The sequence below is a fragment of the Variovorax sp. GW821-FHT09D07 genome (genome assembly GCF_059416345.1).
On record NZ_JBWKOY010000011.1, the window covers coordinates 136,032 to 152,628 of the forward strand.

27 protein-coding genes are annotated in these 16,597 nt (G+C 66.5%); 3 read left to right on the plus strand and 24 right to left on the minus strand.

The window, feature by feature from the left end; all coding sequences use genetic code 11:
• Positions 1-20: 20 nt before the first annotated feature.
• From AC07OX_RS28490 to AC07OX_RS28525, 8 genes are all read right to left on the minus strand, one after another.
• On the minus strand, positions 21-380 hold the full coding sequence (locus tag AC07OX_RS28490; RefSeq protein ID WP_495262863.1) for a hypothetical protein: 360 nt from the start codon (positions 378-380) through the stop codon (positions 21-23).
• A 26-nt stretch (positions 381-406) separates the two neighbouring features.
• Complete coding sequence (locus AC07OX_RS28495) at positions 407-898, minus strand: DUF4260 domain-containing protein (RefSeq protein ID WP_495262862.1); 492 nt, start codon at positions 896-898, stop codon at positions 407-409.
• On the minus strand, positions 891-1,355 hold the full coding sequence (locus AC07OX_RS28500; RefSeq protein ID WP_095950136.1) for a Spy/CpxP family protein refolding chaperone: 465 nt from the start codon (positions 1,353-1,355) through the stop codon (positions 891-893). The genes AC07OX_RS28495 and AC07OX_RS28500 overlap by 8 nt, the downstream gene beginning before the upstream one ends.
• Positions 1,356-1,444: 89 nt before the next feature.
• Positions 1,445-1,828, minus strand: a complete 384-nt coding sequence (locus AC07OX_RS28505; RefSeq protein ID WP_495262861.1) for a DUF4148 domain-containing protein — start codon at positions 1,826-1,828, stop codon at positions 1,445-1,447.
• A gap of 168 nt (positions 1,829-1,996) precedes the next feature.
• Positions 1,997-3,802: a phosphoenolpyruvate--protein phosphotransferase gene (gene ptsP, locus AC07OX_RS28510; RefSeq protein ID WP_139700413.1), complete on the minus strand. Its 1,806-nt coding sequence runs from the start codon at positions 3,800-3,802 to the stop codon at positions 1,997-1,999.
• Positions 3,803-3,812: 10 nt separating this feature from the next.
• Positions 3,813-4,082 (minus strand): HPr family phosphocarrier protein, encoded by a 270-nt coding sequence (locus AC07OX_RS28515; protein WP_062478901.1) that lies wholly within the window; start codon positions 4,080-4,082, stop codon positions 3,813-3,815.
• Positions 4,051-4,506, minus strand: a complete 456-nt coding sequence (locus AC07OX_RS28520) for a PTS sugar transporter subunit IIA (RefSeq protein WP_062478898.1) — start codon at positions 4,504-4,506, stop codon at positions 4,051-4,053. Before AC07OX_RS28520 ends, AC07OX_RS28515 begins: the two co-directional genes overlap by 32 nt.
• Before the next feature lie 188 nt (positions 4,507-4,694).
• Positions 4,695-5,231 carry a hypothetical protein gene (locus AC07OX_RS28525; protein ID WP_495262860.1) on the minus strand — a complete coding sequence of 179 codons (537 nt, stop codon included), beginning with the start codon at positions 5,229-5,231 and terminating at the stop codon, positions 4,695-4,697.
• A 102-nt stretch (positions 5,232-5,333) separates the two neighbouring features.
• Here AC07OX_RS28525 and AC07OX_RS28530 point away from each other — a divergent pair, with 102 nt between their 5' ends.
• Positions 5,334-5,831 carry a TlpA disulfide reductase family protein gene (locus AC07OX_RS28530; RefSeq protein ID WP_495262859.1) on the plus strand — a complete coding sequence of 166 codons (498 nt, stop codon included), beginning with the start codon at positions 5,334-5,336 and terminating at the stop codon, positions 5,829-5,831.
• Positions 5,832-5,981: 150 nt separating this feature from the next.
• Here AC07OX_RS28530 and AC07OX_RS28535 read toward each other — a convergent pair whose 3' ends face one another.
• Positions 5,982-6,428 (minus strand): c-type cytochrome, encoded by a 447-nt coding sequence (locus tag AC07OX_RS28535; RefSeq protein ID WP_307588257.1) that lies wholly within the window; start codon positions 6,426-6,428, stop codon positions 5,982-5,984.
• A 161-nt stretch (positions 6,429-6,589) separates the two neighbouring features.
• Here AC07OX_RS28535 and AC07OX_RS28540 point away from each other — a divergent pair, with 161 nt between their 5' ends.
• Positions 6,590-7,297, plus strand: coding sequence for a cytochrome b/b6 domain-containing protein (locus tag AC07OX_RS28540; protein ID WP_307588259.1), 708 nt, complete (start codon positions 6,590-6,592; stop codon positions 7,295-7,297).
• Positions 7,294-7,884 carry a GNAT family N-acetyltransferase gene (locus AC07OX_RS28545; protein WP_307588261.1) on the plus strand — a complete coding sequence of 197 codons (591 nt, stop codon included), beginning with the start codon at positions 7,294-7,296 and terminating at the stop codon, positions 7,882-7,884. The genes AC07OX_RS28540 and AC07OX_RS28545 overlap by 4 nt, the downstream gene beginning before the upstream one ends.
• 109 nt (positions 7,885-7,993) lie before the next feature.
• Here the strand turns inward: AC07OX_RS28545 and AC07OX_RS28550 are convergent, their stop codons facing one another.
• The 15 genes from AC07OX_RS28550 to AC07OX_RS28620 all read right to left on the minus strand — a co-directional run.
• Positions 7,994-8,500 carry a peroxiredoxin gene (locus AC07OX_RS28550; protein ID WP_070061892.1) on the minus strand — a complete coding sequence of 169 codons (507 nt, stop codon included), beginning with the start codon at positions 8,498-8,500 and terminating at the stop codon, positions 7,994-7,996.
• An 83-nt stretch (positions 8,501-8,583) separates the two neighbouring features.
• Positions 8,584-8,853, minus strand: coding sequence for a 30S ribosomal protein S17 (gene rpsQ / locus AC07OX_RS28555; protein ID WP_062478880.1), 270 nt, complete (start codon positions 8,851-8,853; stop codon positions 8,584-8,586).
• 9 nt (positions 8,854-8,862) lie between these two features.
• A complete protein-coding gene (rpmC, locus tag AC07OX_RS28560; protein ID WP_056577224.1) occupies positions 8,863-9,072 on the minus strand; it encodes a 50S ribosomal protein L29 in 210 nt (69 codons plus the stop codon).
• Between the two features lie 55 nt (positions 9,073-9,127).
• A complete protein-coding gene (gene rplP / locus AC07OX_RS28565) occupies positions 9,128-9,544 on the minus strand; it encodes a 50S ribosomal protein L16 (protein ID WP_007838137.1) in 417 nt (138 codons plus the stop codon).
• 52 nt (positions 9,545-9,596) lie between these two features.
• Complete coding sequence (gene rpsC / locus AC07OX_RS28570; protein WP_062478877.1) at positions 9,597-10,508, minus strand: 30S ribosomal protein S3; 912 nt, start codon at positions 10,506-10,508, stop codon at positions 9,597-9,599.
• Between the two features lie 17 nt (positions 10,509-10,525).
• Positions 10,526-10,858, minus strand: coding sequence for a 50S ribosomal protein L22 (gene rplV, locus AC07OX_RS28575; RefSeq protein ID WP_007838134.1), 333 nt, complete (start codon positions 10,856-10,858; stop codon positions 10,526-10,528).
• 9 nt (positions 10,859-10,867) lie between these two features.
• Positions 10,868-11,146: a 30S ribosomal protein S19 gene (gene rpsS / locus AC07OX_RS28580; protein WP_062478874.1), complete on the minus strand. Its 279-nt coding sequence runs from the start codon at positions 11,144-11,146 to the stop codon at positions 10,868-10,870.
• 10 nt (positions 11,147-11,156) lie between these two features.
• Complete coding sequence (gene rplB / locus AC07OX_RS28585; protein WP_056576555.1) at positions 11,157-11,981, minus strand: 50S ribosomal protein L2; 825 nt, start codon at positions 11,979-11,981, stop codon at positions 11,157-11,159.
• Positions 11,982-11,983: 2 nt separating this feature from the next.
• Entirely contained in the window at positions 11,984-12,319 is a 336-nt protein-coding gene (gene rplW, locus AC07OX_RS28590) for a 50S ribosomal protein L23 (RefSeq protein ID WP_056576559.1), read from the minus strand.
• Positions 12,316-12,936 (minus strand): 50S ribosomal protein L4, encoded by a 621-nt coding sequence (gene rplD, locus AC07OX_RS28595; protein WP_062478869.1) that lies wholly within the window; start codon positions 12,934-12,936, stop codon positions 12,316-12,318. Before rplD ends, rplW begins: the two co-directional genes overlap by 4 nt.
• Positions 12,936-13,616 (minus strand): 50S ribosomal protein L3, encoded by a 681-nt coding sequence (rplC, locus tag AC07OX_RS28600; RefSeq protein ID WP_062478866.1) that lies wholly within the window; start codon positions 13,614-13,616, stop codon positions 12,936-12,938. Before rplC ends, rplD begins: the two co-directional genes overlap by 1 nt.
• Positions 13,617-13,853: 237 nt before the next feature.
• Positions 13,854-14,408 carry a hypothetical protein gene (locus AC07OX_RS28605; RefSeq protein WP_495262858.1) on the minus strand — a complete coding sequence of 185 codons (555 nt, stop codon included), beginning with the start codon at positions 14,406-14,408 and terminating at the stop codon, positions 13,854-13,856.
• Positions 14,409-14,424: 16 nt separating this feature from the next.
• On the minus strand, positions 14,425-16,005 hold the full coding sequence (locus AC07OX_RS28610) for a hypothetical protein (RefSeq protein WP_495262857.1): 1,581 nt from the start codon (positions 16,003-16,005) through the stop codon (positions 14,425-14,427).
• A 151-nt stretch (positions 16,006-16,156) separates the two neighbouring features.
• Positions 16,157-16,471: a 30S ribosomal protein S10 gene (rpsJ, locus tag AC07OX_RS28615; RefSeq protein ID WP_007838118.1), complete on the minus strand. Its 315-nt coding sequence runs from the start codon at positions 16,469-16,471 to the stop codon at positions 16,157-16,159.
• Between the two features lie 21 nt (positions 16,472-16,492).
• Positions 16,493-16,597: EF-Tu C-terminal domain-related protein (locus AC07OX_RS28620; RefSeq protein WP_475539795.1), on the minus strand; the 105-nt coding region annotated here is incomplete at its 5' end.

Consider the following 16,597-nt stretch of genomic DNA (forward strand, 5'->3'; position numbering starts at 1 on the left):
GCGAATGGCAAGGCTTGCAATCAATCCGGCCGGCATCGCACCGTCCAGACCAGGCCGGCGCTGAGGCCGGCGAGCAAAAGCACGTGGTAGACCACGTCGGGCACCGTGCGCGGGCCGATGCCCGCGACGATGGTGCCAAGGCCGACCAGCGTGCCCAGCAGGGCAAAACCCTGTCCGGCGATCGCCGCCGTGCGGGCATGCGCGGGGCGGCGCCAGGTTTCGAGCGCCGCGAGCACCAGCACGGTGGCGATCACGGCCTCGGCGGTGCGCGCCTGCGGGTGCACGTGGCCGGCCCCGAGCCAGCCGCCATGCACCGCCGATGCGGCGGCGAGCGTGAACGCCTCGCCCAGCATCACGGTACGCGCGAGCGCAGGGCGCATCAAGGGACGCGAACGGGCCACGGCACTCACCACGGATCGGCGCGGCCGATGCGGCCGAGGTGGGTGGAGGCAAAACCGGTCGCGTACTTCAGGCCGAAGCCCAGCGCATGGTCGAGCCCGACGCGGGCCAGCCAGATCAGGCCCCCGGCCACCGCCCACGGCTGCGCCGCGAACACGCCCAGTGCCAGCAGCAGCACCGGTCCGATCAGCGCATGCGCGGCGTTGTACAGCGCCGCGCCGACGCGCGGCCCCGCGAGGTACCCGAGCAGCGAAAGGTCGGGCGCGAACAGCCAGAGCGCGAACACGCCCCAGCCCATGCCGAACTGGGCATAGCCGACCAGCGCAACAGCGAGCACCACCGCGCCCTCGAAACGCAGCACGGTGCGCACGCCGTCTACGGCCGGGGCTTCGGGTTCGCGGGACACCACGGAGGCGACGTGCTGCTGCGGCGCCCGCAGAGCGGGTCGATGCAGCGACACGAAGCGCGCCCAGCCCGGGGGCGAGCCCATTTCAGCCATGGCGCGACCAGCGGCGGCCGCCGCGCTCCATGAAGTCACGCACCTTCTGTTGCTGGGCGGGGTTCAGGTGGTCGAAGAAATCGGCCGCGGCGGCAATCACCTCGGGGCTGCCGGTGCGCACCACGGCGGTCTTCTCTTCGATCAGGCGTGCGGCGCCGGCCTGGTCGAGCGTGTTGCCCGCGAACAGGGCCTTGAACTGCGAGCGCGGATCGCCCGATCCGCCCGCGCCGCGCATGGCCTGGCGCTGCGCCTGCAGCTTCTCGGCCAGCACGGTGAGCTTCTGCTTCTGCGCGGCGTCGAGCTCGAGCTTGCTGCCGACACGTTCGACCATCTTGGCGCGGAACTCGGCGCTGTCGCCGCCCCAGCCGTGGCGATGGCCGGCACAGCCGGCGATGCTGCCGGCGACGACGGCCAGGCCGGCGAATCCGAACAGGGTTCGTTTGATCCAGTGCTTCATGGGGGTGCTCCTTCATGCGCCCCTGCGCGGGGCTGCTTCAGTGATGAACGTGGCGACGGCGGCGCCGCCCGGGGCGCCGCATCGTCGGCTCAGAGACGGTTGCCGCTGTCGCGCGCGGCGGCGGCACGCGCGTCGACGGGGTTCTGCATCGTCGAGATGACCTTGCTGTTCACGCGCGAGCCGGAGGTCACGTTCTGGTCGGGGGCGGCGGCGGTGCGCACGGCTTCGGCAATGACGCGGGCGCGGTCGGTCGACACGGCCACGGTCTCGGGGCCGCGCGAACCGCGCACGACGTTCTGGTCGGGGGCGGCGGCGGCACGCACGGCTTCGGCGTTGACATCGGCGCGGCTCATGGCCGACACGGGGGCGTGAACGCCTTGATAGGTTTCAGCCTTGGCGCCAGCGGCGGCGAGCATGGCGAAGGAACCGACAGCGATGAGCTGGGCGACGGAAAAAGACGACTTGACGATCATGATGCAGGCCTTTCTTTCAGGGGTTGGAAGAGGAGACCTGATGGTGCGCGTCGATGCCCCGAGAGTCCTTTCACCTCGGTATCGCCGTATTTCGGTTTGTTTCATCCGCCCCGCAACCCACCGTTTTCACGGTGCATCACGAAGACAAAGGTATGCGAAAGCGCGGACTCAGCCCGCGAGTGCGGCCGCGGGATCGTCCGCGTCGAGCACGCCCTGCGCCCAGGGCTCGAGCTTGCCGGTGTCGGCGCGCAGCACTTCCTGCTTCACGGCGAGGATGCGCGAGGGGTGCATGGAGAAGCTGCGCAGGCCCAGGCCCAGCAGCAGGCGCGTGAAGGCGACATCGCCGGCCATCTCGCCGCACACCGACACGCCCTTGCCCTGGCGGCGGCACTCGGTGATGGTGTCGGCCACGAGCTTGAGCACCGCGGGGTGCGCGGGGTCGTACAGGTGGGCGACGGCCTCGTCGGCGCGGTCGATGGCCAGCGTGTACTGGATCAGGTCGTTGGTGCCGATCGACAGGAAGTCGAAGTGCTTGAGGAAGGTCTTGAGCGTGAGCGCGGCGGCCGGGATCTCGATCATGGCGCCGAGCTTGACCGGGCCGTACACCGCGCCGCGGTTGTCGAGTTCGGCGCGCGCGAAGTCGATCAGCGACAGCGTCTGGCGGATCTCGCTGGCGTGCGCGAGCATCGGAATGAGCAGGTGGATCTCGCCGTGCGCCGCCGCACGCAGGATGGCGCGCAGCTGCGTGAGGAACATCGCCGGATCGGCCAGGCTCCAGCGGATGGCACGCAGGCCGAGCGCGGGGTTCAGGTGCTCCTGCTTGCTGCCCGATTTACCGTCCAGCGGCTTGTCGGCGCCCACGTCGATGGTGCGGATGGTGACGGGCATGCCCTGCATGCCCTCGACCGCGCGCTTGTAGGCCTGGTACTGCTCTTCCTCGTCGGGCAGGCGCGTCTGGCGCGCCGAGTTCTCGCGGCCCATGAAGAGGAATTCGCTGCGAAAGAGGCCCACGCCCACGGCACCGGCCTTGACGGCGCCGGCCGTGTCCTCGGGCATCTCGATGTTGGCCAGCAGGTCGACGCGCTGGCCGTCGAGCGTGACGGCGGGCTTGTGGCGCAGCCGCGCGAGCCGCCCCCGCTCGAGGTCGCCCTGGCGCTGCTTGAAGCCGTACTCGGCCAGGATGATCGGCGACGGGTCGACGATCATCACGCCGGCCTCGCCGTCGATGATGACCCAGTCGTCCTGGCGCACCAGCTGGCTCGCGGAGCGCGCGCCGACGATGGCCGGGATGTCCATGCTGCGCGCGACGATGGCGGTGTGCGAGGTGCGCCCGCCCACGTCGGTCACGAAGCCCGCGAACACGCTCTTCTTGAACTGCAGCATGTCGGCCGGCGAGAGGTCGTGCGCGATGAGCACCAGCGGCACGTCGAAGCCGTCGCCCGCGGTGGGGTCGTCGTCTTCGTCGTCGTGCGCGGCGGCGGCGCGCTTGCGCCGCGGCGGGCTCGGCGCGAGCACGGCGGCCGTGCCCTTCATGCGATGCAGCATGCGCTCGACCACCTGTTCGAGGTCGGCCTTGCGCTCGCGCAGGTACGGGTCCTCCATCTCGTCGAACTGGCGCGCGATGATCTCGAGCTGCGTGGTCAGCGCCCATTCGGCGTTGTACAGCCGCTCGCTGATCCAGTGCTTCACGCCGCCGCTGAGCACGTCGTCCTGCAGCAGCATCTGGTGCACCTCGAGCAGCGCCGCAAGCTCGTGCGGCGCGTCGTTCGGGCCCATCTGCGCCACGCTGGCCTGCAGCTTGGTGAGCTCGTCGGCCACCGCGTTGCGCGCGGTGCGCACGCGGTCGATCTCGGTCTCGATCTCTTCGGGCTTGATGAAGTAGTGCGCCACGTCGATGCGGCTGGACACCACCAGCACCGCGCGGCCGATGGCAATGCCACGGGCGACAGGGAGACCGTGGACTGCGAAGGTCATGCGCGGGTCCTTATTCGCCTTCGCCGAACTTGTCGTCCATCAGTTGGACGATGGCGTTCATGGCTTCGTCTTCCTGCGGGCCGTTGGTTTCGAGCTCGACGGTCACGCCGAGGCCGGCGGCCAGCATCATGACGCCCATGATGCTCTTGGCGTTGATGCGGCGGTCGCCGCGCGACAGCCACACCTCGCAGGGGAAGCTGCCGGCGAGCTTGGTCAGCTTGGCCGACGCGCGTGCGTGCAGGCCCAGCTTATTGCTGATGGTCACGGATTTCTTGATCACTGTGCTTTCTTTTCGCCTGGTTCTGGGGAGCCGCCACCGCCACCTGCATCACGCCGGCGGTGCCGCCCGCGAGGGCCCGCTGCACCAGGGTGTCGAGCGGTTCGTGGCGGTAGGTGACGGCGCGCAGCAGCATCGGCAGGTTGACACCGGCCACGAGCCGCGAGCGCACGCCGTCCACCAGCTTCTGCGCCACGTTGCAGGGCGTGGCGCCGAACACGTCGGCCAGCACCAGCACCTGCGAGCGCGGGGCATGCAACTGCTGCGCGAGCGTGATGCGCGCGGCGGCCAGCGTTTCCTCGGGCGACACGTTGGGCAGCACGTCGAGGGCCACGACGGCCTGTTCGCAGTCGGGGAACACATGCAGCGCGCACTGCCGCAGCGCCTGTGCGAACGGGGAGTGGGCAATGATGAGGATGCTGTTCATGCGGCTCGGAGGACGACGCGTCGATTATGCGGGGGCGCCCAAAGGAAGTAGAGACATCGAGGACACAACGCGGCAGCCGGGGAAAGCGGCCATGGCGGGCGCGTGACCGGGATGTCGGTTTGCGCCGCGGCAACAGCTATGAAAACGATAGCTGACCCGCGCATCGCGGCCTGTCGGCCGGCCCCTGCTCATGGCAGGCGCAGGCCCTCGAAGAAGGTCTTGGTCGCCTCGGGCGAGGACGGCCGGCCGAGCACGGTGGCCTGGTAGAGCGACACGCTGCCGTCTTTCTGCGACTGCGCGAACCAGAGCACCTGGACCGGCGCCACGCCCTGCTGCGCCGATTGCCCGTCGAGCCGCCACGGTGCGGGAACGGCCGTGGCGCGCGGCAAGGTGGCCGGCCCCTGGATCACCTGCGCGACGCCCAGCTGGCCGTGCGTGGCCGTGCGCCAGGCCGTGAGCCAGGCCTCGGCCTGCGCCGGGCTGGTCGCGGCGGCATGGGCCACGGCGAAGGTCGCGCCGCCGGCTTCGCAGCCGGTCATGTCGACCTGCACCGACTCGGCGCCCAGCGGCACCGCGCGCTGGGCGCGGTCGGCCTTGCAGGGCAGCAGCGCGACCAGGCCGGCGTCGGCGGTCGGCACTTCGCGCCAGTTGAAGGTGGGGCTGCAGGCGCCCAGCGCGGCGGCCAGGGCCAGCACGGGCCAGGAGGGGAAAGGAAGCGAGGGCATCGGAGGACGATTATCGAGCGGCCTTCGGGGAATGAAGCGCGTGCGCCGACGCGTTCCGGCACGCGGAACTAAAATCGCGCCGCCTCTCTCCTTCATGTGCCCATGAAAAAATACATCGCTGCCGCCGCCGTCGTGATCGCCCTGGCCGCCGGCGTGGGCGTGTACCTCGGTTCGGGCAGCACCACCGCCCCGGCCTCGACCTTCGTGCTGCTCGACGGCACCACCAAGAGCACGGCCGACCTGAAGGGCAAGGTCACGCTGGTCAACTTCTGGGCCACCAGCTGCGTGACCTGCGTGGCCGAGATGCCCAAGGTGATCTCGACCTACGACAAGTACAAGGCCAAGGGCTACGACACGCTGGCGGTGGCCATGAGCTACGACCCGCCGAGCTACGTCGTCAACTTCGCCGAAACCCGCAAGCTGCCGTTCAAGGTGGCGATCGACAACACCGGCAGCGTGGCGCAGGCCTGGGGCGACGTGAAGCTCACCCCGACCACCTTCATCGTCAACAAGAAGGGCGAGATCGTGAAGCGCTACGTGGGCGAGCCCGACTTTGCCGAGCTGCACAAGCTGATCGAAAAACTCCTGGCGGATGCTTGACTCGCCCCCAGGCTGCGCGCACTTCGTGTCGCTTCGCCACCCCCCTACCGGGGGCGATACCAGCGGCCCGGCAAAGCCGGTTCCGCGGTATCCCTGGAACGAAAAAGGCGCTCCTTGCGGAGCGCCTTTTTCATTGCGAAAGCCCGCAGCTTACTGGTTGCGGAAGCTGTCGTGGCAGGCCTTGCAGCTCGCGCCGGTCGGGCCGAACTGGGCCTTGAGGGCGTCGATGTTGCCGGCCTTGGCGGCAACCACCAGCTTGCCGGTCTCGGCGATCACCTTGTCCTGGTGCTCCTTGAACTTGGCGGCTTCCTTCCAGAGCTCGGGCTTGGCCTTGCCGCCCTCAGTGCCAGCGCCGAAGCCGGCCCAGGGCAGCTTGGCCATGTCGGCGACGATCTCGGCGTTGGCGGCAGCGGCGGCAGCGTCGTAGGGCACGCGGCCGTTGGCCATGGCGCCGAGGCGGCTGAAGTGCTGGCCCATCACGAACAGCGCGCTCTGGCGGTACTTGATGGCATCTTCGGGCTTGGCGAACTGTGCCGCGGCGGGCAGGGACATCGCAGCGCAGGCGGCTGCAAGGGCGAACGAAGCAAAACGGGTCATCGTGGGTCCTTGTGTGGGGGTTTTGGGCACCGTCGAACGCGGTGCTGCAGGCAGTGTAGGGGCTGCCCGTGTCGGGCGCATAGCAACAACCCGGTGGAACGACCGGGCCGGACTTTGCTAATCTGCGCCTTCCGCAGCCTCGCGCCCCGGCGCCTTTTTCGATGACCGACACCCTCTCGGTGGCCCGCACACGCGTCTGGGACCTGCCGACCCGCCTCTTTCACTGGGCGCTCGCCTTCGCCGTGATCGGCCTGATCGTGACGGGCCTGAACGGCATCATGGAATGGCATTTCCGCCTCGGCTACACCGTGCTGGCGCTGCTGCTGTTCCGGCTGATCTGGGGGGTCGTGGGCGGGCGCTGGTCGCGCTTCGCGGCCTTCATCTATGCGCCGGGCTCGGTCATCGCCTACCTGCGCGGCAAGTCGCACCCCGACCACCTGATCGGCCACACGCCGCTGGGCGCGCTGTCGGTGTTCGCGGTGCTGGCGCTGTTGATCCTGCAGGTCGCCACCGGGTTGATGGCCGACGACGAGATTTCCGCCTCCGGGCCGCTGACCCGCTTCGTGTCGGGCGCCATGGTGAGCCTGGCGACGGGCTGGCACAAGGCGCAGGGCAAGTGGATCGTCATCGCCCTGGTGAGCCTGCATGTGCTGGCGGTGCTGTTCTATGTGCTGGTCAAGCGGCACCGGCTGGTCGGGCCGATGCTGTCGGGCGACAAGCTGGTGGTCGCCGGTGCGGCCGCCAACGGGAACGGCAATGGCAACGGCGTGGCCCCGAGCCGCGACGATGCGGTGTCGCGCACGCTGGCGCTGGTGCTGTTCGCGCTGTGCGCGGGCGTGGCGTTCTGGGTGGCGTCGTTGCGCGTATGAGCGGCTTTTCCGTCTCCCGCCCGCTGCCGCTGTCGGACACGCCGGCCGTGGTGCTGCTCACGCCCGACGAACCACATGAGGTCGACGCCGTGCGCGCGATCTTCCGCGACTACGCGGGTTCGCTGGCCATCGACCTCGACTTCCAGGACTTCGACGGCGAACTGGCCGGACTGCCCGGCGAGTACGCCGAGCCGCGCGGCACCTTGCTGCTGGCGCTGGTCGATCCCGCCCATGTGAACGAAGACGCCGGCCGCGCCGCGCCCACGCTGAAGCGCGCCGACGGCACGCTCGCCCACGTGGCGGGCTGCTGCGCGCTGCGCCCGATCGACAGCACGGACTACGCGAACGCGGCGGAAATGAAACGGCTGTATGTGCGCCCCGGATTCCGGGGGCTCGGGCTCGGCCGGCAACTGGCCGAGGCCATCCTCGATGCGGCCCGCAGCGCAGGCTATGCCTGCGTGCTGCTCGACACCCTCGACGACATGGAGTCAGCGCGCGCCCTCTACGAAGACCTGGGCTTCGCGGAGGTGCCGCCCTACTATCACAACCCCGTCGCCGGGGCTCACTACCTCAAAGTAGAGTTGTAGGCTCGCCCCCAGGCTGCGCGCACTTCGTGTCGCTGCGCCAACCCCCTACCGGGGGCGGGCCGGCCGCTTCGGGCGGCCGTGCGCGGCGGCCCCCCCGAAAGATTCGGTTTCAGCCGCGAGCTTGTGCGAGCAGCGTGTCGGCGTCGCTCACTTCGAACTTGCCCGGGCCTTCGACGTTCAGCGTCGCGACCTTGCCGTCCTTCACGAGCATCGAGTAGCGGTTGCTGCGCAGGCCCATGCCGCGGCCGGTCAGGTCGAGCGTGAGGCCGGTGGCCTTCGCGAAGTCCGCGCTGCCGTCGGCCAGCATGCGCACCTTGGCGCCGGTCTTCTGGTCGCGCGCCCAGGCGCCCATCACGAAGGCGTCGTTCACGCTCACGCACCAGATCTCGTCCACGCCGGCGGCCTTGAAGTCGTCGAAGTGCTGCACGTAGCCCGGCACATGCTTGGCCGAGCAGGTGGGCGTGAAGGCGCCCGGCAGTGCGAACAGCGCGATGGTCTTGCCCGCCGTGGCCTTGGTCACGTCGACCGGGTTCGGGCCGATGCTGCAGCCCTCGCCCTCCACTTCGGAATATTCCTGCAGGGTGGCCGAAGGAAGGGTGTCGCCGACTTTGATCATGTGAATTGCTCCTGAAAAAGAAAAACGGCCCACATTGTGGGCCGTTTCCGGATGGGTTGCCTCGAGGGCGACCGAGTGCCTGATCAGACCAGGACGGCCTTCTCGACCAGACGGGTCACGACCCAGTTCTTGGTCTTCGAGATCGGACGGCTTTCCGTGATCTCGATGGTGTCGCCGAGGTGGTACTCGCCCTTTTCGTCATGGGCGTGGTACTTGCTCGTCTTGGCCACGATCTTGCCGTAGAGCTCGTGCTTCACACGGCGCTCGACCAGCACGGTCACGGTCTTGGCACGCTTGTCGCTTACCACCTTGCCGATCAAGGTGCGCTTGAGGGATTTTTTAGCTTCCGTCATGTTCACTCCTTACTTGGCGGCTTGGGTCTCTTGCTCTTTCTGAGCAAGAATGGTCTTGGCGCGAGCGATGTCGCGACGCGTCACTCGCAGCGTCGTGGTGTTCGACAGCTGTTGCGTGGCCTTCTGCATGCGCAGGCCGAAGTGGGCCTTCTGCAGATCCTTGATTTCGGCTTGCAGGCCTGCGACGTCCTTCGTGCGCAGGGTTGCGGCCTTCGTCACCTTGGCCGAAGCCGCGGTTTCTTTCTTCTTACGTGTTGCCATGGATGTTCTCCTCTCAGGCGCCGAGCTGGCGAGCGACGAACGTCGTGCGCAGCGGAAGCTTGGCGGCGGCCAGGCGGAACGCTTCGCGGGCGAGTTCTTCGGGCACGCCGACGATCTCGAACACGATCTTGCCAGGCTGGATTTCAGCGACGTAGTACTCGGGGTTGCCCTTACCGTTACCCATCCGCACTTCAGCGGGCTTGGTAGAGATCGGCTTGTCCGGGAACACGCGGATCCAGATACGGCCACCGCGCTTCACGTGACGCGAGATCGCGCGACGAGCGGCTTCGATCTGGCGCGCCGTGAGGCGACCGCGGTCGGTGCATTTGAGACCGAAGTCACCGAACGCAACCGAGTTACCCGTGGTTGCGATGCCGGTGTTGCGGCCCTTTTGTTCCTTGCGGAACTTTCTGCGTGCAGGTTGCAGCATGTTTTGTTACTCCGTGAGGGCCCCAGGCACTTGCGTGCCCGGGAGCGACCGATTACTCGGTCTTGGCACCGTCCGCTGCTGCAGCGGGCGCGGCTTTGCGGACGCGCTTAACGGCGGGTTTCGAGTCTGCACCGGCACCGCCGGTTGCTTCTGCGGGCTTGTCGCTGCCATCGGCCGGAGCGGTGTTGCCACCGATCGGACCACGGGCACCGGCACGGGGGCCGGGACCACGACGGTCGCCACCCGGACGGTCGCCAGGGCGACCATCACGGCGGGGACCACGCGGGCGGCGCTCTTCGTCCGGACGCGGCGTTTCGACGGCCGGCAGGTCGTTACGACCCAGCGTGTCGCCCTTGTAGACCCAGACCTTGACGCCGATGACGCCGTAGGTGGTCTTGGCTTCCGAGGTGCCGTAGTCGATGTCGGCGCGCAGGGTGTGAAGCGGCACGCGGCCTTCGCGGTACCACTCGGTACGTGCGATTTCGATGCCGTTCAGGCGGCCAGCCGACATGATCTTGATGCCCAGGGCACCCAGACGCATGGCGTTCTGCATGGCGCGCTTCATGGCGCGGCGGAACATGATCCGCTTTTCGAGCTGCTGCGTGATGCTGTCGGCGATCAGCTGCGCATCGATTTCGGGCTTGCGCACTTCTTCGATGTTGACCGCAACCGGCACGCCGAGCTGCTTGCCCAGTTCGCGCTTGAGGTTCTCGATGTCTTCGCCCTTCTTGCCGATCACGACGCCCGGACGAGCCGAGTAGATCGTGATGCGCGCGTTCTTGGCGGGACGCTCGATCATGACGCGCGACACCGAAGCGTTCTTCAGCTTCTTCTTCAGGTATTCGCGAACCTTGATGTCTTCGGCCAGCATGCCCGCGAAATCGCGGTCGCTTGCGTACCAACGGCTGGACCAGTTACGGGTGACCGCAAGGCGGAACCCGGTTGGGTGGATTTTCTGTCCCATATTTCTTCCAGGCCTTCTTAGTTGCCAACCGTCACGTACACATGGCACGTGGGCTTGCTGATGCGATTGCCGCGACCCTTGGCGCGCGCCGTGAAGCGCTTGAGCGTTGCACCTTGCTCGACGTAGATGGTCTTGACCTTCAGCTCGTCGATGTCGGCACCGTCGTTGTGCTCGGCGTTGGCAATCGCCGACTCGAGCACCTTCTTGATGATCACAGCGGCCTTCTTCTGCGTGAATTGCAGAACGTTGAGCGCTTGATCGACCTTCTTGCCGCGGATCAGGTCCGCGACCAGACGGCCCTTGTCGACCGACAGGCGGACACCGCGGAGGACTGCACGTGTTTCAGACATGGTCGTTCCTTACTTCTTCTGGACTTTTTTGTCCGCGGGGTGCCCCTTGAACGTGCGCGTGAGCGCAAATTCGCCGAGCTTGTGGCCGACCATCTGGTCGGTGATGTACACGGGCACGTGTTGCTTGCCGTTGTGCACAGCGATGGTCAGACCGATGAACTCGGGCAGAACCATCGAGCGGCGCGACCAGGTCTTGATCGGCTTCTTGTCCTTGTTCGTCACGGCCTTGTCGGCCTTGGCCACGAGGTGGTGGTCGACGAAAGGACCCTTTTTGAGAGAGCGAGTCATTGGCTATCCCTTACTTCTTGCGACGCGACACGATGAAGACCTGCGTGCGCTTGTTGTTACGGGTGCGATAGCCCTTGGTCAGATTGCCCCACGGGTCGACAGGATGGCGGCCTTCGCCAGTCTTGCCTTCGCCACCACCGTGCGGGTGGTCGACCGGGTTCATCACCACGCCGCGAACGGTCGGGCGGATACCCATGTGACGCTTCACACCGGCCTTGCCGAGCTGGCGCAGGCTGTGTTCTTCGTTGGCCACTTCACCGATGGTCGCGCGGCATTCGATGTGAATGCGACGGACTTCGCCCGAACGCATGCGGACCTGGGCGTAGACGCCTTCACGGGCCAGCAGCGTGGCCGAGGTACCGGCCGAACGTGCGATCTGCGCGCCCTTGCCGGGTTGCAGTTCGATGCAGTGGATCGTCGAACCCACAGGGATGTTGCGGATCGGCAGGGTGTTGCCGGCGCGGATCGGGGCTTCGGCGCCCGACATCAGGGTTGCACCAGCTTCCAGACCGCGCGGGGCGATGATGTAGCGGCGCTCGCCGTCGGCGTAGCAGACCAGAGCGATGTGGGCGGTGCGGTTCGGGTCGTACTCGATGCGTTCGACCTTGGCCGGGATGCCGTCCTTGTTGCGCACGAAGTCGACAATGCGGTAGTGGTGCTTGGCACCACCGCCACGATGGCGGATCGTGATGTGACCGTTGTTGTTACGGCCGGCCTTCTGGAACTGGGGTTCCAGCAGGGCTGCGTGAGGCGCACCCTTGTGCAGGTGGTCACGCGAAATCTTCACCGCGCCGCGTTGGCCCGGCGAAGTGGGTTTCATCTTGATGACGGCCATGATTAAGCGCCTTCCCCGACGAGGTTGAGCTCTTGACCGGCCTTCAGCGTCACATAAGCCTTGCGCACGTTGTCGCGGCGGCCGATGGACTTGCCAAAGCGCTTGGTCTTGCCCTTGGTGTTGAGCACCGACACGCCCTGGACTTCGACCTTGAACATCAGTTCAACAGCGGCCTTGATCTCGGGCTTGGTGGCGTCTTGCAGCACCTTGAAAGTGACAGCGTTCGACTTCTCGCCGACCATCGTGGCCTTTTCGGACACGATCGGTGCGACCAGCACGTTCATGAGACGGCCTTCGTCGAACTTACGTTGTGCAGGGGTGGGGTTCACGCGGCTCATGCGAACATCTCCTTGAGCTTGTCGACGGCACCCTTGGTGACCAGCACCTTCTTGTAGTGAACCAGCGACACCGGATCGGCGTAACGGGGTTCGACCACGAGGATGTTGACCAGATTGCGCGAGGCAAGGTACAGGTTTTCGTCGACTTCTTCGGCGATCACGAGCACGGACTCGAGATTCATTGCCTTGAAACGGGCTGCCAGCGGCTTCGTCTTGGGCGAATCCACGGTCAGCGAATCGACCACGGCCAGACGGCCTTCGCGAGCGAGCTGCGAGAAGATGGAGGCCATGCCGGCGCGGTACATCTTCTTGTTGATCTTCTGCGAGAAGTTTTCGTCAGGCATGTTCGGGAAGATCCGGCCGCCTCCGCGCCACAGGGGCGAGGACGTCATACCGGCGCGGGCGCGGCCCGTTCCCTTTTGCTTGAAAGGCTTCTTGGTCGAGTGCTTGACCTGTTCGCGGTCCTTCTGGGCGCGCGTGCCTTGACGGGCGTTGGCCTGGAATGCAACGACGATCTGGTGGACCAGGTCTTCGTTGTAGTCACGGCCGAACACGGTCTCGGGGGCGTCGTACTTCGACGCGGCCTGGCCTTGTTCGTTCAGGAGTTCGAGTTGCATTACTTCGCTCCTTCAGCCGCTTGCGGCTTGGCCTTGATGGCGGGACGCACGGTGACGAAGCCACCCTTCGAACCCGGGATCGCGCCCTTGATGAGCAGCAGCTGACGTGCTTCGTCGATGCGGAACACGTCGAGGTTTTGCGTCGTGCGGGTGACGTCGCCGAGGTGGCCCGTCATGCGCTTGCCGGGAAACACGCGACCGGGGTCTTGTGCCATGCCGATCGAGCCGGGCACGTTGTGCGAACGGCTGTTACCGTGCGACGCGCGCTGCGAGCTCATGTTGTGACGCTTGATCGTGCCGGCGTAGCCCTTGCCGATGGTCGTGCCTTGCACGTCCACCTTCTGGCCCACGGAGAACACGCTGCTTGCCGCGATCACGCCGCCAGCCTTGTGCTGACCTGCGGTATCGGCGGTGACGCGGAATTCCTGGATGATCTCGCCAGCTTCGACACCTGCCTTGGCAAGGTGGCCGGCTTGGGGCTTGGTCACGCGCGATGCTTTGCGCGAACCGAACGTCACCTGCAGGGCGACGTAGCCATCGGTCTCTTGGGACTTGATCTGGGTCACACGGTTGTTGGACACATCCACCACCGTGACAGGAACTGCGTCCCCGTCATCGGTGAAGAGACGCATCATCCCCACCTTGCGGCCCAGCAACCCGAGGGAGTTGCTCAGACTCATTTGTTTTCTCCAAAAATGGAAGACTTCCTTCGCCGCTGCCACTTCAATTGGCGACAGCGTTTGGCTGGTTTCCCGGCCTGCGAGAGAAGGTTGATAAATCTCTGCCGAAAGCGGCACCCGAACGGACGCAACAAGGGCAGAGCCAGAGATTATAGCCCGCAGTCGAACCGGGGCGCAAGTGGCCCTTTTCGGGCCGGATTCAGGGGGTTCCGGCTCCGTTTCGGGTGGCTTTCGGGCCTATTTCGCGGGCAGCGAGATGATGTTGTCGCCGCCTGGCAGCGACTTGATCTCGCCGCCGGCCTTCATGGCGGGCGCCGCCGCGCCGGTCTGGATCGGGATGGAAATGGCACTGGTCCGACCAGCCTGCTTGATGAACACATTCAGGTAGGCCAGACCGTCACCCTGGCTGATCACCGTGACGGAAGCGTCGGAGCGCTGCCCCGGCGGCAGACTCAGCGACGCGCTGCCGGACAGCGTCAGGCCCGCATCGACCGTCAGCGCCACGCTGGCGCCCGCGGGGTCGCTGACGCCGTCGAACTGCAGAACGACGACCGTCGGCTTGCCGGCCTGAGGCGCGCCGTCCAGCCGGTACTGCAGCTTGACGCCGGAGTCATTGGGTTTTCTCGAGGCGGTCACCCAGGGGGTGGCCGCATCCTTCGAGGTTGCAGCCGACAGCTTCGCAGTGGTGCGCGCCGGCGGCATGCCGTCGGCTAGGGCGGAGACCGGGAGCGCGGACAGTGCAAGTCCCGCCGCCAACGCGGCAGCCAAAGAGAGGCGAGTGTTTAGGATCATCGCGAGCCTTCCCTTCCTATTGAACAAGCACGCTGAGGCACAGCGGCGAAGCAGAGGAGCTCGTCATTGCGGCGTCCCGCACCGCCAGAACGTACTCACCCGCGCTCAGGCTGACCCGGTTGCCCGACCGGGCGATCTCTCCGCCTCGGAAGACGTCGAAGTCCGGCAGCGTGGCGCCCCCGACCGTGACTTGGTAGTCCCGGTTCGCTGGCGCGGTGAAGCGCAGGTAGGCAATGCTGCCGTGCTTGTTGCCGGTACCCGCCGCATTGGAGACGCAGGCACTGCTCGGCGCCGGACCAACCGTCAAGGCTCCGTACATCGGCAGCGCTCTTGGCACCCCGCCGTCGTTCGATTCGCCCGTGCCGAATGCATCGCTGGAGGTGATGCCCTGCCCAGCCAACAGGCTGTTCAGCGCCGAGGCGTTGCCAGGCGACGTCGCATTGAACGCGGCGGCGAAGGCGTGGATCGACGTGACCGGCGCGCCGCTTCGGAACTGGAAGCCAGTCAAGGTGTCGTGGATGGGCTTGAAGCCGGCTTGCCGGTTGAGGTTCCACAGGATGGCCTGGACCGACAGTTCGCGGAACCAGCCCGGGTTGCCGGTCGGAGGCCCGGCGGACAGATCCAGCCGCCCACCGTCACCCTGTTGCGCACCCGTCGAGTCCACGTAGTTGCTCCGGTTCAGGGCGATGCCCGACCATGCATTGCCCCAGCCTTCGGAAAAAGCGAGCCGCCGGTCGAGACGATCCGTTCCGTCATGCTCGCCCCCCATCGAATCGTCGCGGCTGAACGCCGACTGGTAATAGTGCCCCCACTCATGCGCGATCACCGGTGCGTCGAACTCGTCGGTGTCGACGTTCTCCTTGCCCAGCACATAGATCTGCCGACCGCTGCTTCCGTTGTTGAAGAAGAAGGTCGTGCCGATTTGCCCTGTCGCGAGGTTGATCGACGTGGACGGCGCGTTGTCGGCACTCCAGAAAACCTTCAGTACAGGAAACGCCGAAGCCGGCGCCACCGACAGCACCTTCTGCATGGAGGTGTAGATCGTGTCGAGCACGGCGAACGGCGCCGCGACCCGCGTCCCGCTGTAGCGCGAGCCATCCCAGCCACTGTCCGCGCGCAGGTCGCGCGTCAGCGCCGCGCTGCCCGACGAAAAGCTCGCCGACTGCATCGAGTACAGCGCGTCGCTGCGGGTGTTGTCGCGCACCGTGACATCCCAGGTCGCGCCCGGGCCGGTCCGCGTCAGCTGGGCCCGCACGCGCACGATGATGTTCGTGTTCGCCGGCACCGAAGCCGTGTAATTGCCACCGTCATCCGTGGTGGTCAACGCGAGCTGCGCCGATGTGGTGGCATCGAGCACCTCTACCGTGGCGCCGCGCACGGGCTTGGCTGTGGTGTTCGCGTACAGGAGGGGCCCGCTGTTGTTCGGCACCGAGTCGTAAGTGGCTTTCCCGCTCAGGGCGACCGGGTTCAGCACGATCGGCAGGCCGATGGGAAACCCACCGCCGCCTCCGCCACCACCACCTCCCCCACCGCAACCTGCCAGCAATGCCGCCGCGATGCACGCCGCACCGAATGCAAAAGAGAACTTCTGGCTCATCACGTGTGCTGCCCTCGTTTCAGCCCCGGCGCACTGCGTCCCGCAGGCCGGTGCGCGAGGATGCCACACTTGAGAAACAAACGTGAAGCACAAAAAAGCCCGCCTGCATTTCTGCAGGCGGGCTGTGCTCGGAATGCGACGCGAGGTCGAATTACTGCAGCTTGATCTCGACGTCGACGCCGGCCGGCAGGTCGAGCTTCATCAGCGCGTCCACGGTCTTGTCGGTGGGGTCGACGATGTCCATCAGGCGCTGGTGCGTGCGGATTTCCAGCTGGTCGCGCGACGTCTTGTTGACGTGCGGCGAACGCAGGATGTCGAAACGCTTCATGCGGGTCGGCAGGGGCACGGGGCCCTTGACGATCGCGCCGGTGCGCTTGGCGGTGTCCACGATTTCAGCGGCCGACTGGTCGATCAGCTTGTAGTCGAATGCCTTCAGGCGGATGCGGATCTTTTGCTTGGTAGCCATGGTGATTCCTTTGCGTCCGGCTTAGATGTCGAGGATCTTGGCCACGACACCCGAACCCACGGTACGGCCGCCTTCACGGATGGCGAAGCGCAGGCCTTCTTCCATCGCGATCGGGTTGATCAGCTT

Excerpts from the sequence above, each read along its gene's own strand:
- AC07OX_RS28525 (WP_495262860.1), bottom strand. The coding sequence starts at position 5,231 with ATGCCCTCGCTTCCTTTCCCCTCCTGGCCCGTGCTGGCCCTGGCCGCC.
- rplD (WP_062478869.1), bottom strand. The coding sequence starts at position 12,936 with ATGCAACTCGAACTCCTGAACGAACAAGGCCAGGCCGCGTCGAAGTAC.
- rplP (WP_007838137.1), bottom strand. The coding sequence starts at position 9,544 with ATGCTGCAACCTGCACGCAGAAAGTTCCGCAAGGAACAAAAGGGCCGC.
- AC07OX_RS28530 (WP_495262859.1), top strand. The coding sequence starts at position 5,334 with ATGAAAAAATACATCGCTGCCGCCGCCGTCGTGATCGCCCTGGCCGCC.
- ptsP (WP_139700413.1), bottom strand. The coding sequence starts at position 3,802 with ATGACCTTCGCAGTCCACGGTCTCCCTGTCGCCCGTGGCATTGCCATC.
- rplB (WP_056576555.1), bottom strand. The coding sequence starts at position 11,981 with ATGGCCGTCATCAAGATGAAACCCACTTCGCCGGGCCAACGCGGCGCG.
- AC07OX_RS28505 (WP_495262861.1), bottom strand. The coding sequence starts at position 1,828 with ATGATCGTCAAGTCGTCTTTTTCCGTCGCCCAGCTCATCGCTGTCGGT.
- AC07OX_RS28610 (WP_495262857.1), bottom strand. The coding sequence starts at position 16,005 with ATGAGCCAGAAGTTCTCTTTTGCATTCGGTGCGGCGTGCATCGCGGCG.
- AC07OX_RS28535 (WP_307588257.1), bottom strand. The coding sequence starts at position 6,428 with ATGACCCGTTTTGCTTCGTTCGCCCTTGCAGCCGCCTGCGCTGCGATG.
- AC07OX_RS28495 (WP_495262862.1), bottom strand. The coding sequence starts at position 898 with ATGGCTGAAATGGGCTCGCCCCCGGGCTGGGCGCGCTTCGTGTCGCTG.
- rpsJ (WP_007838118.1), bottom strand. The coding sequence starts at position 16,471 with ATGGCTACCAAGCAAAAGATCCGCATCCGCCTGAAGGCATTCGACTAC.
- AC07OX_RS28540 (WP_307588259.1), top strand. The coding sequence starts at position 6,590 with ATGACCGACACCCTCTCGGTGGCCCGCACACGCGTCTGGGACCTGCCG.
- rpsQ (WP_062478880.1), bottom strand. The coding sequence starts at position 8,853 with ATGACGGAAGCTAAAAAATCCCTCAAGCGCACCTTGATCGGCAAGGTG.
- AC07OX_RS28550 (WP_070061892.1), bottom strand. The coding sequence starts at position 8,500 with ATGATCAAAGTCGGCGACACCCTTCCTTCGGCCACCCTGCAGGAATAT.
- AC07OX_RS28490 (WP_495262863.1), bottom strand. The coding sequence starts at position 380 with ATGCGCCCTGCGCTCGCGCGTACCGTGATGCTGGGCGAGGCGTTCACG.
- rplW (WP_056576559.1), bottom strand. The coding sequence starts at position 12,319 with ATGAGCCGCGTGAACCCCACCCCTGCACAACGTAAGTTCGACGAAGGC.
- AC07OX_RS28500 (WP_095950136.1), bottom strand. The coding sequence starts at position 1,355 with ATGAAGCACTGGATCAAACGAACCCTGTTCGGATTCGCCGGCCTGGCC.
- rplV (WP_007838134.1), bottom strand. The coding sequence starts at position 10,858 with ATGTCTGAAACACGTGCAGTCCTCCGCGGTGTCCGCCTGTCGGTCGAC.
- rpsS (WP_062478874.1), bottom strand. The coding sequence starts at position 11,146 with ATGACTCGCTCTCTCAAAAAGGGTCCTTTCGTCGACCACCACCTCGTG.
- AC07OX_RS28520 (WP_062478898.1), bottom strand. The coding sequence starts at position 4,506 with ATGAACAGCATCCTCATCATTGCCCACTCCCCGTTCGCACAGGCGCTG.
- rplC (WP_062478866.1), bottom strand. The coding sequence starts at position 13,616 with ATGAGTCTGAGCAACTCCCTCGGGTTGCTGGGCCGCAAGGTGGGGATG.
- rpsC (WP_062478877.1), bottom strand. The coding sequence starts at position 10,508 with ATGGGACAGAAAATCCACCCAACCGGGTTCCGCCTTGCGGTCACCCGT.
- AC07OX_RS28545 (WP_307588261.1), top strand. The coding sequence starts at position 7,294 with ATGAGCGGCTTTTCCGTCTCCCGCCCGCTGCCGCTGTCGGACACGCCG.
- AC07OX_RS28605 (WP_495262858.1), bottom strand. The coding sequence starts at position 14,408 with ATGATCCTAAACACTCGCCTCTCTTTGGCTGCCGCGTTGGCGGCGGGA.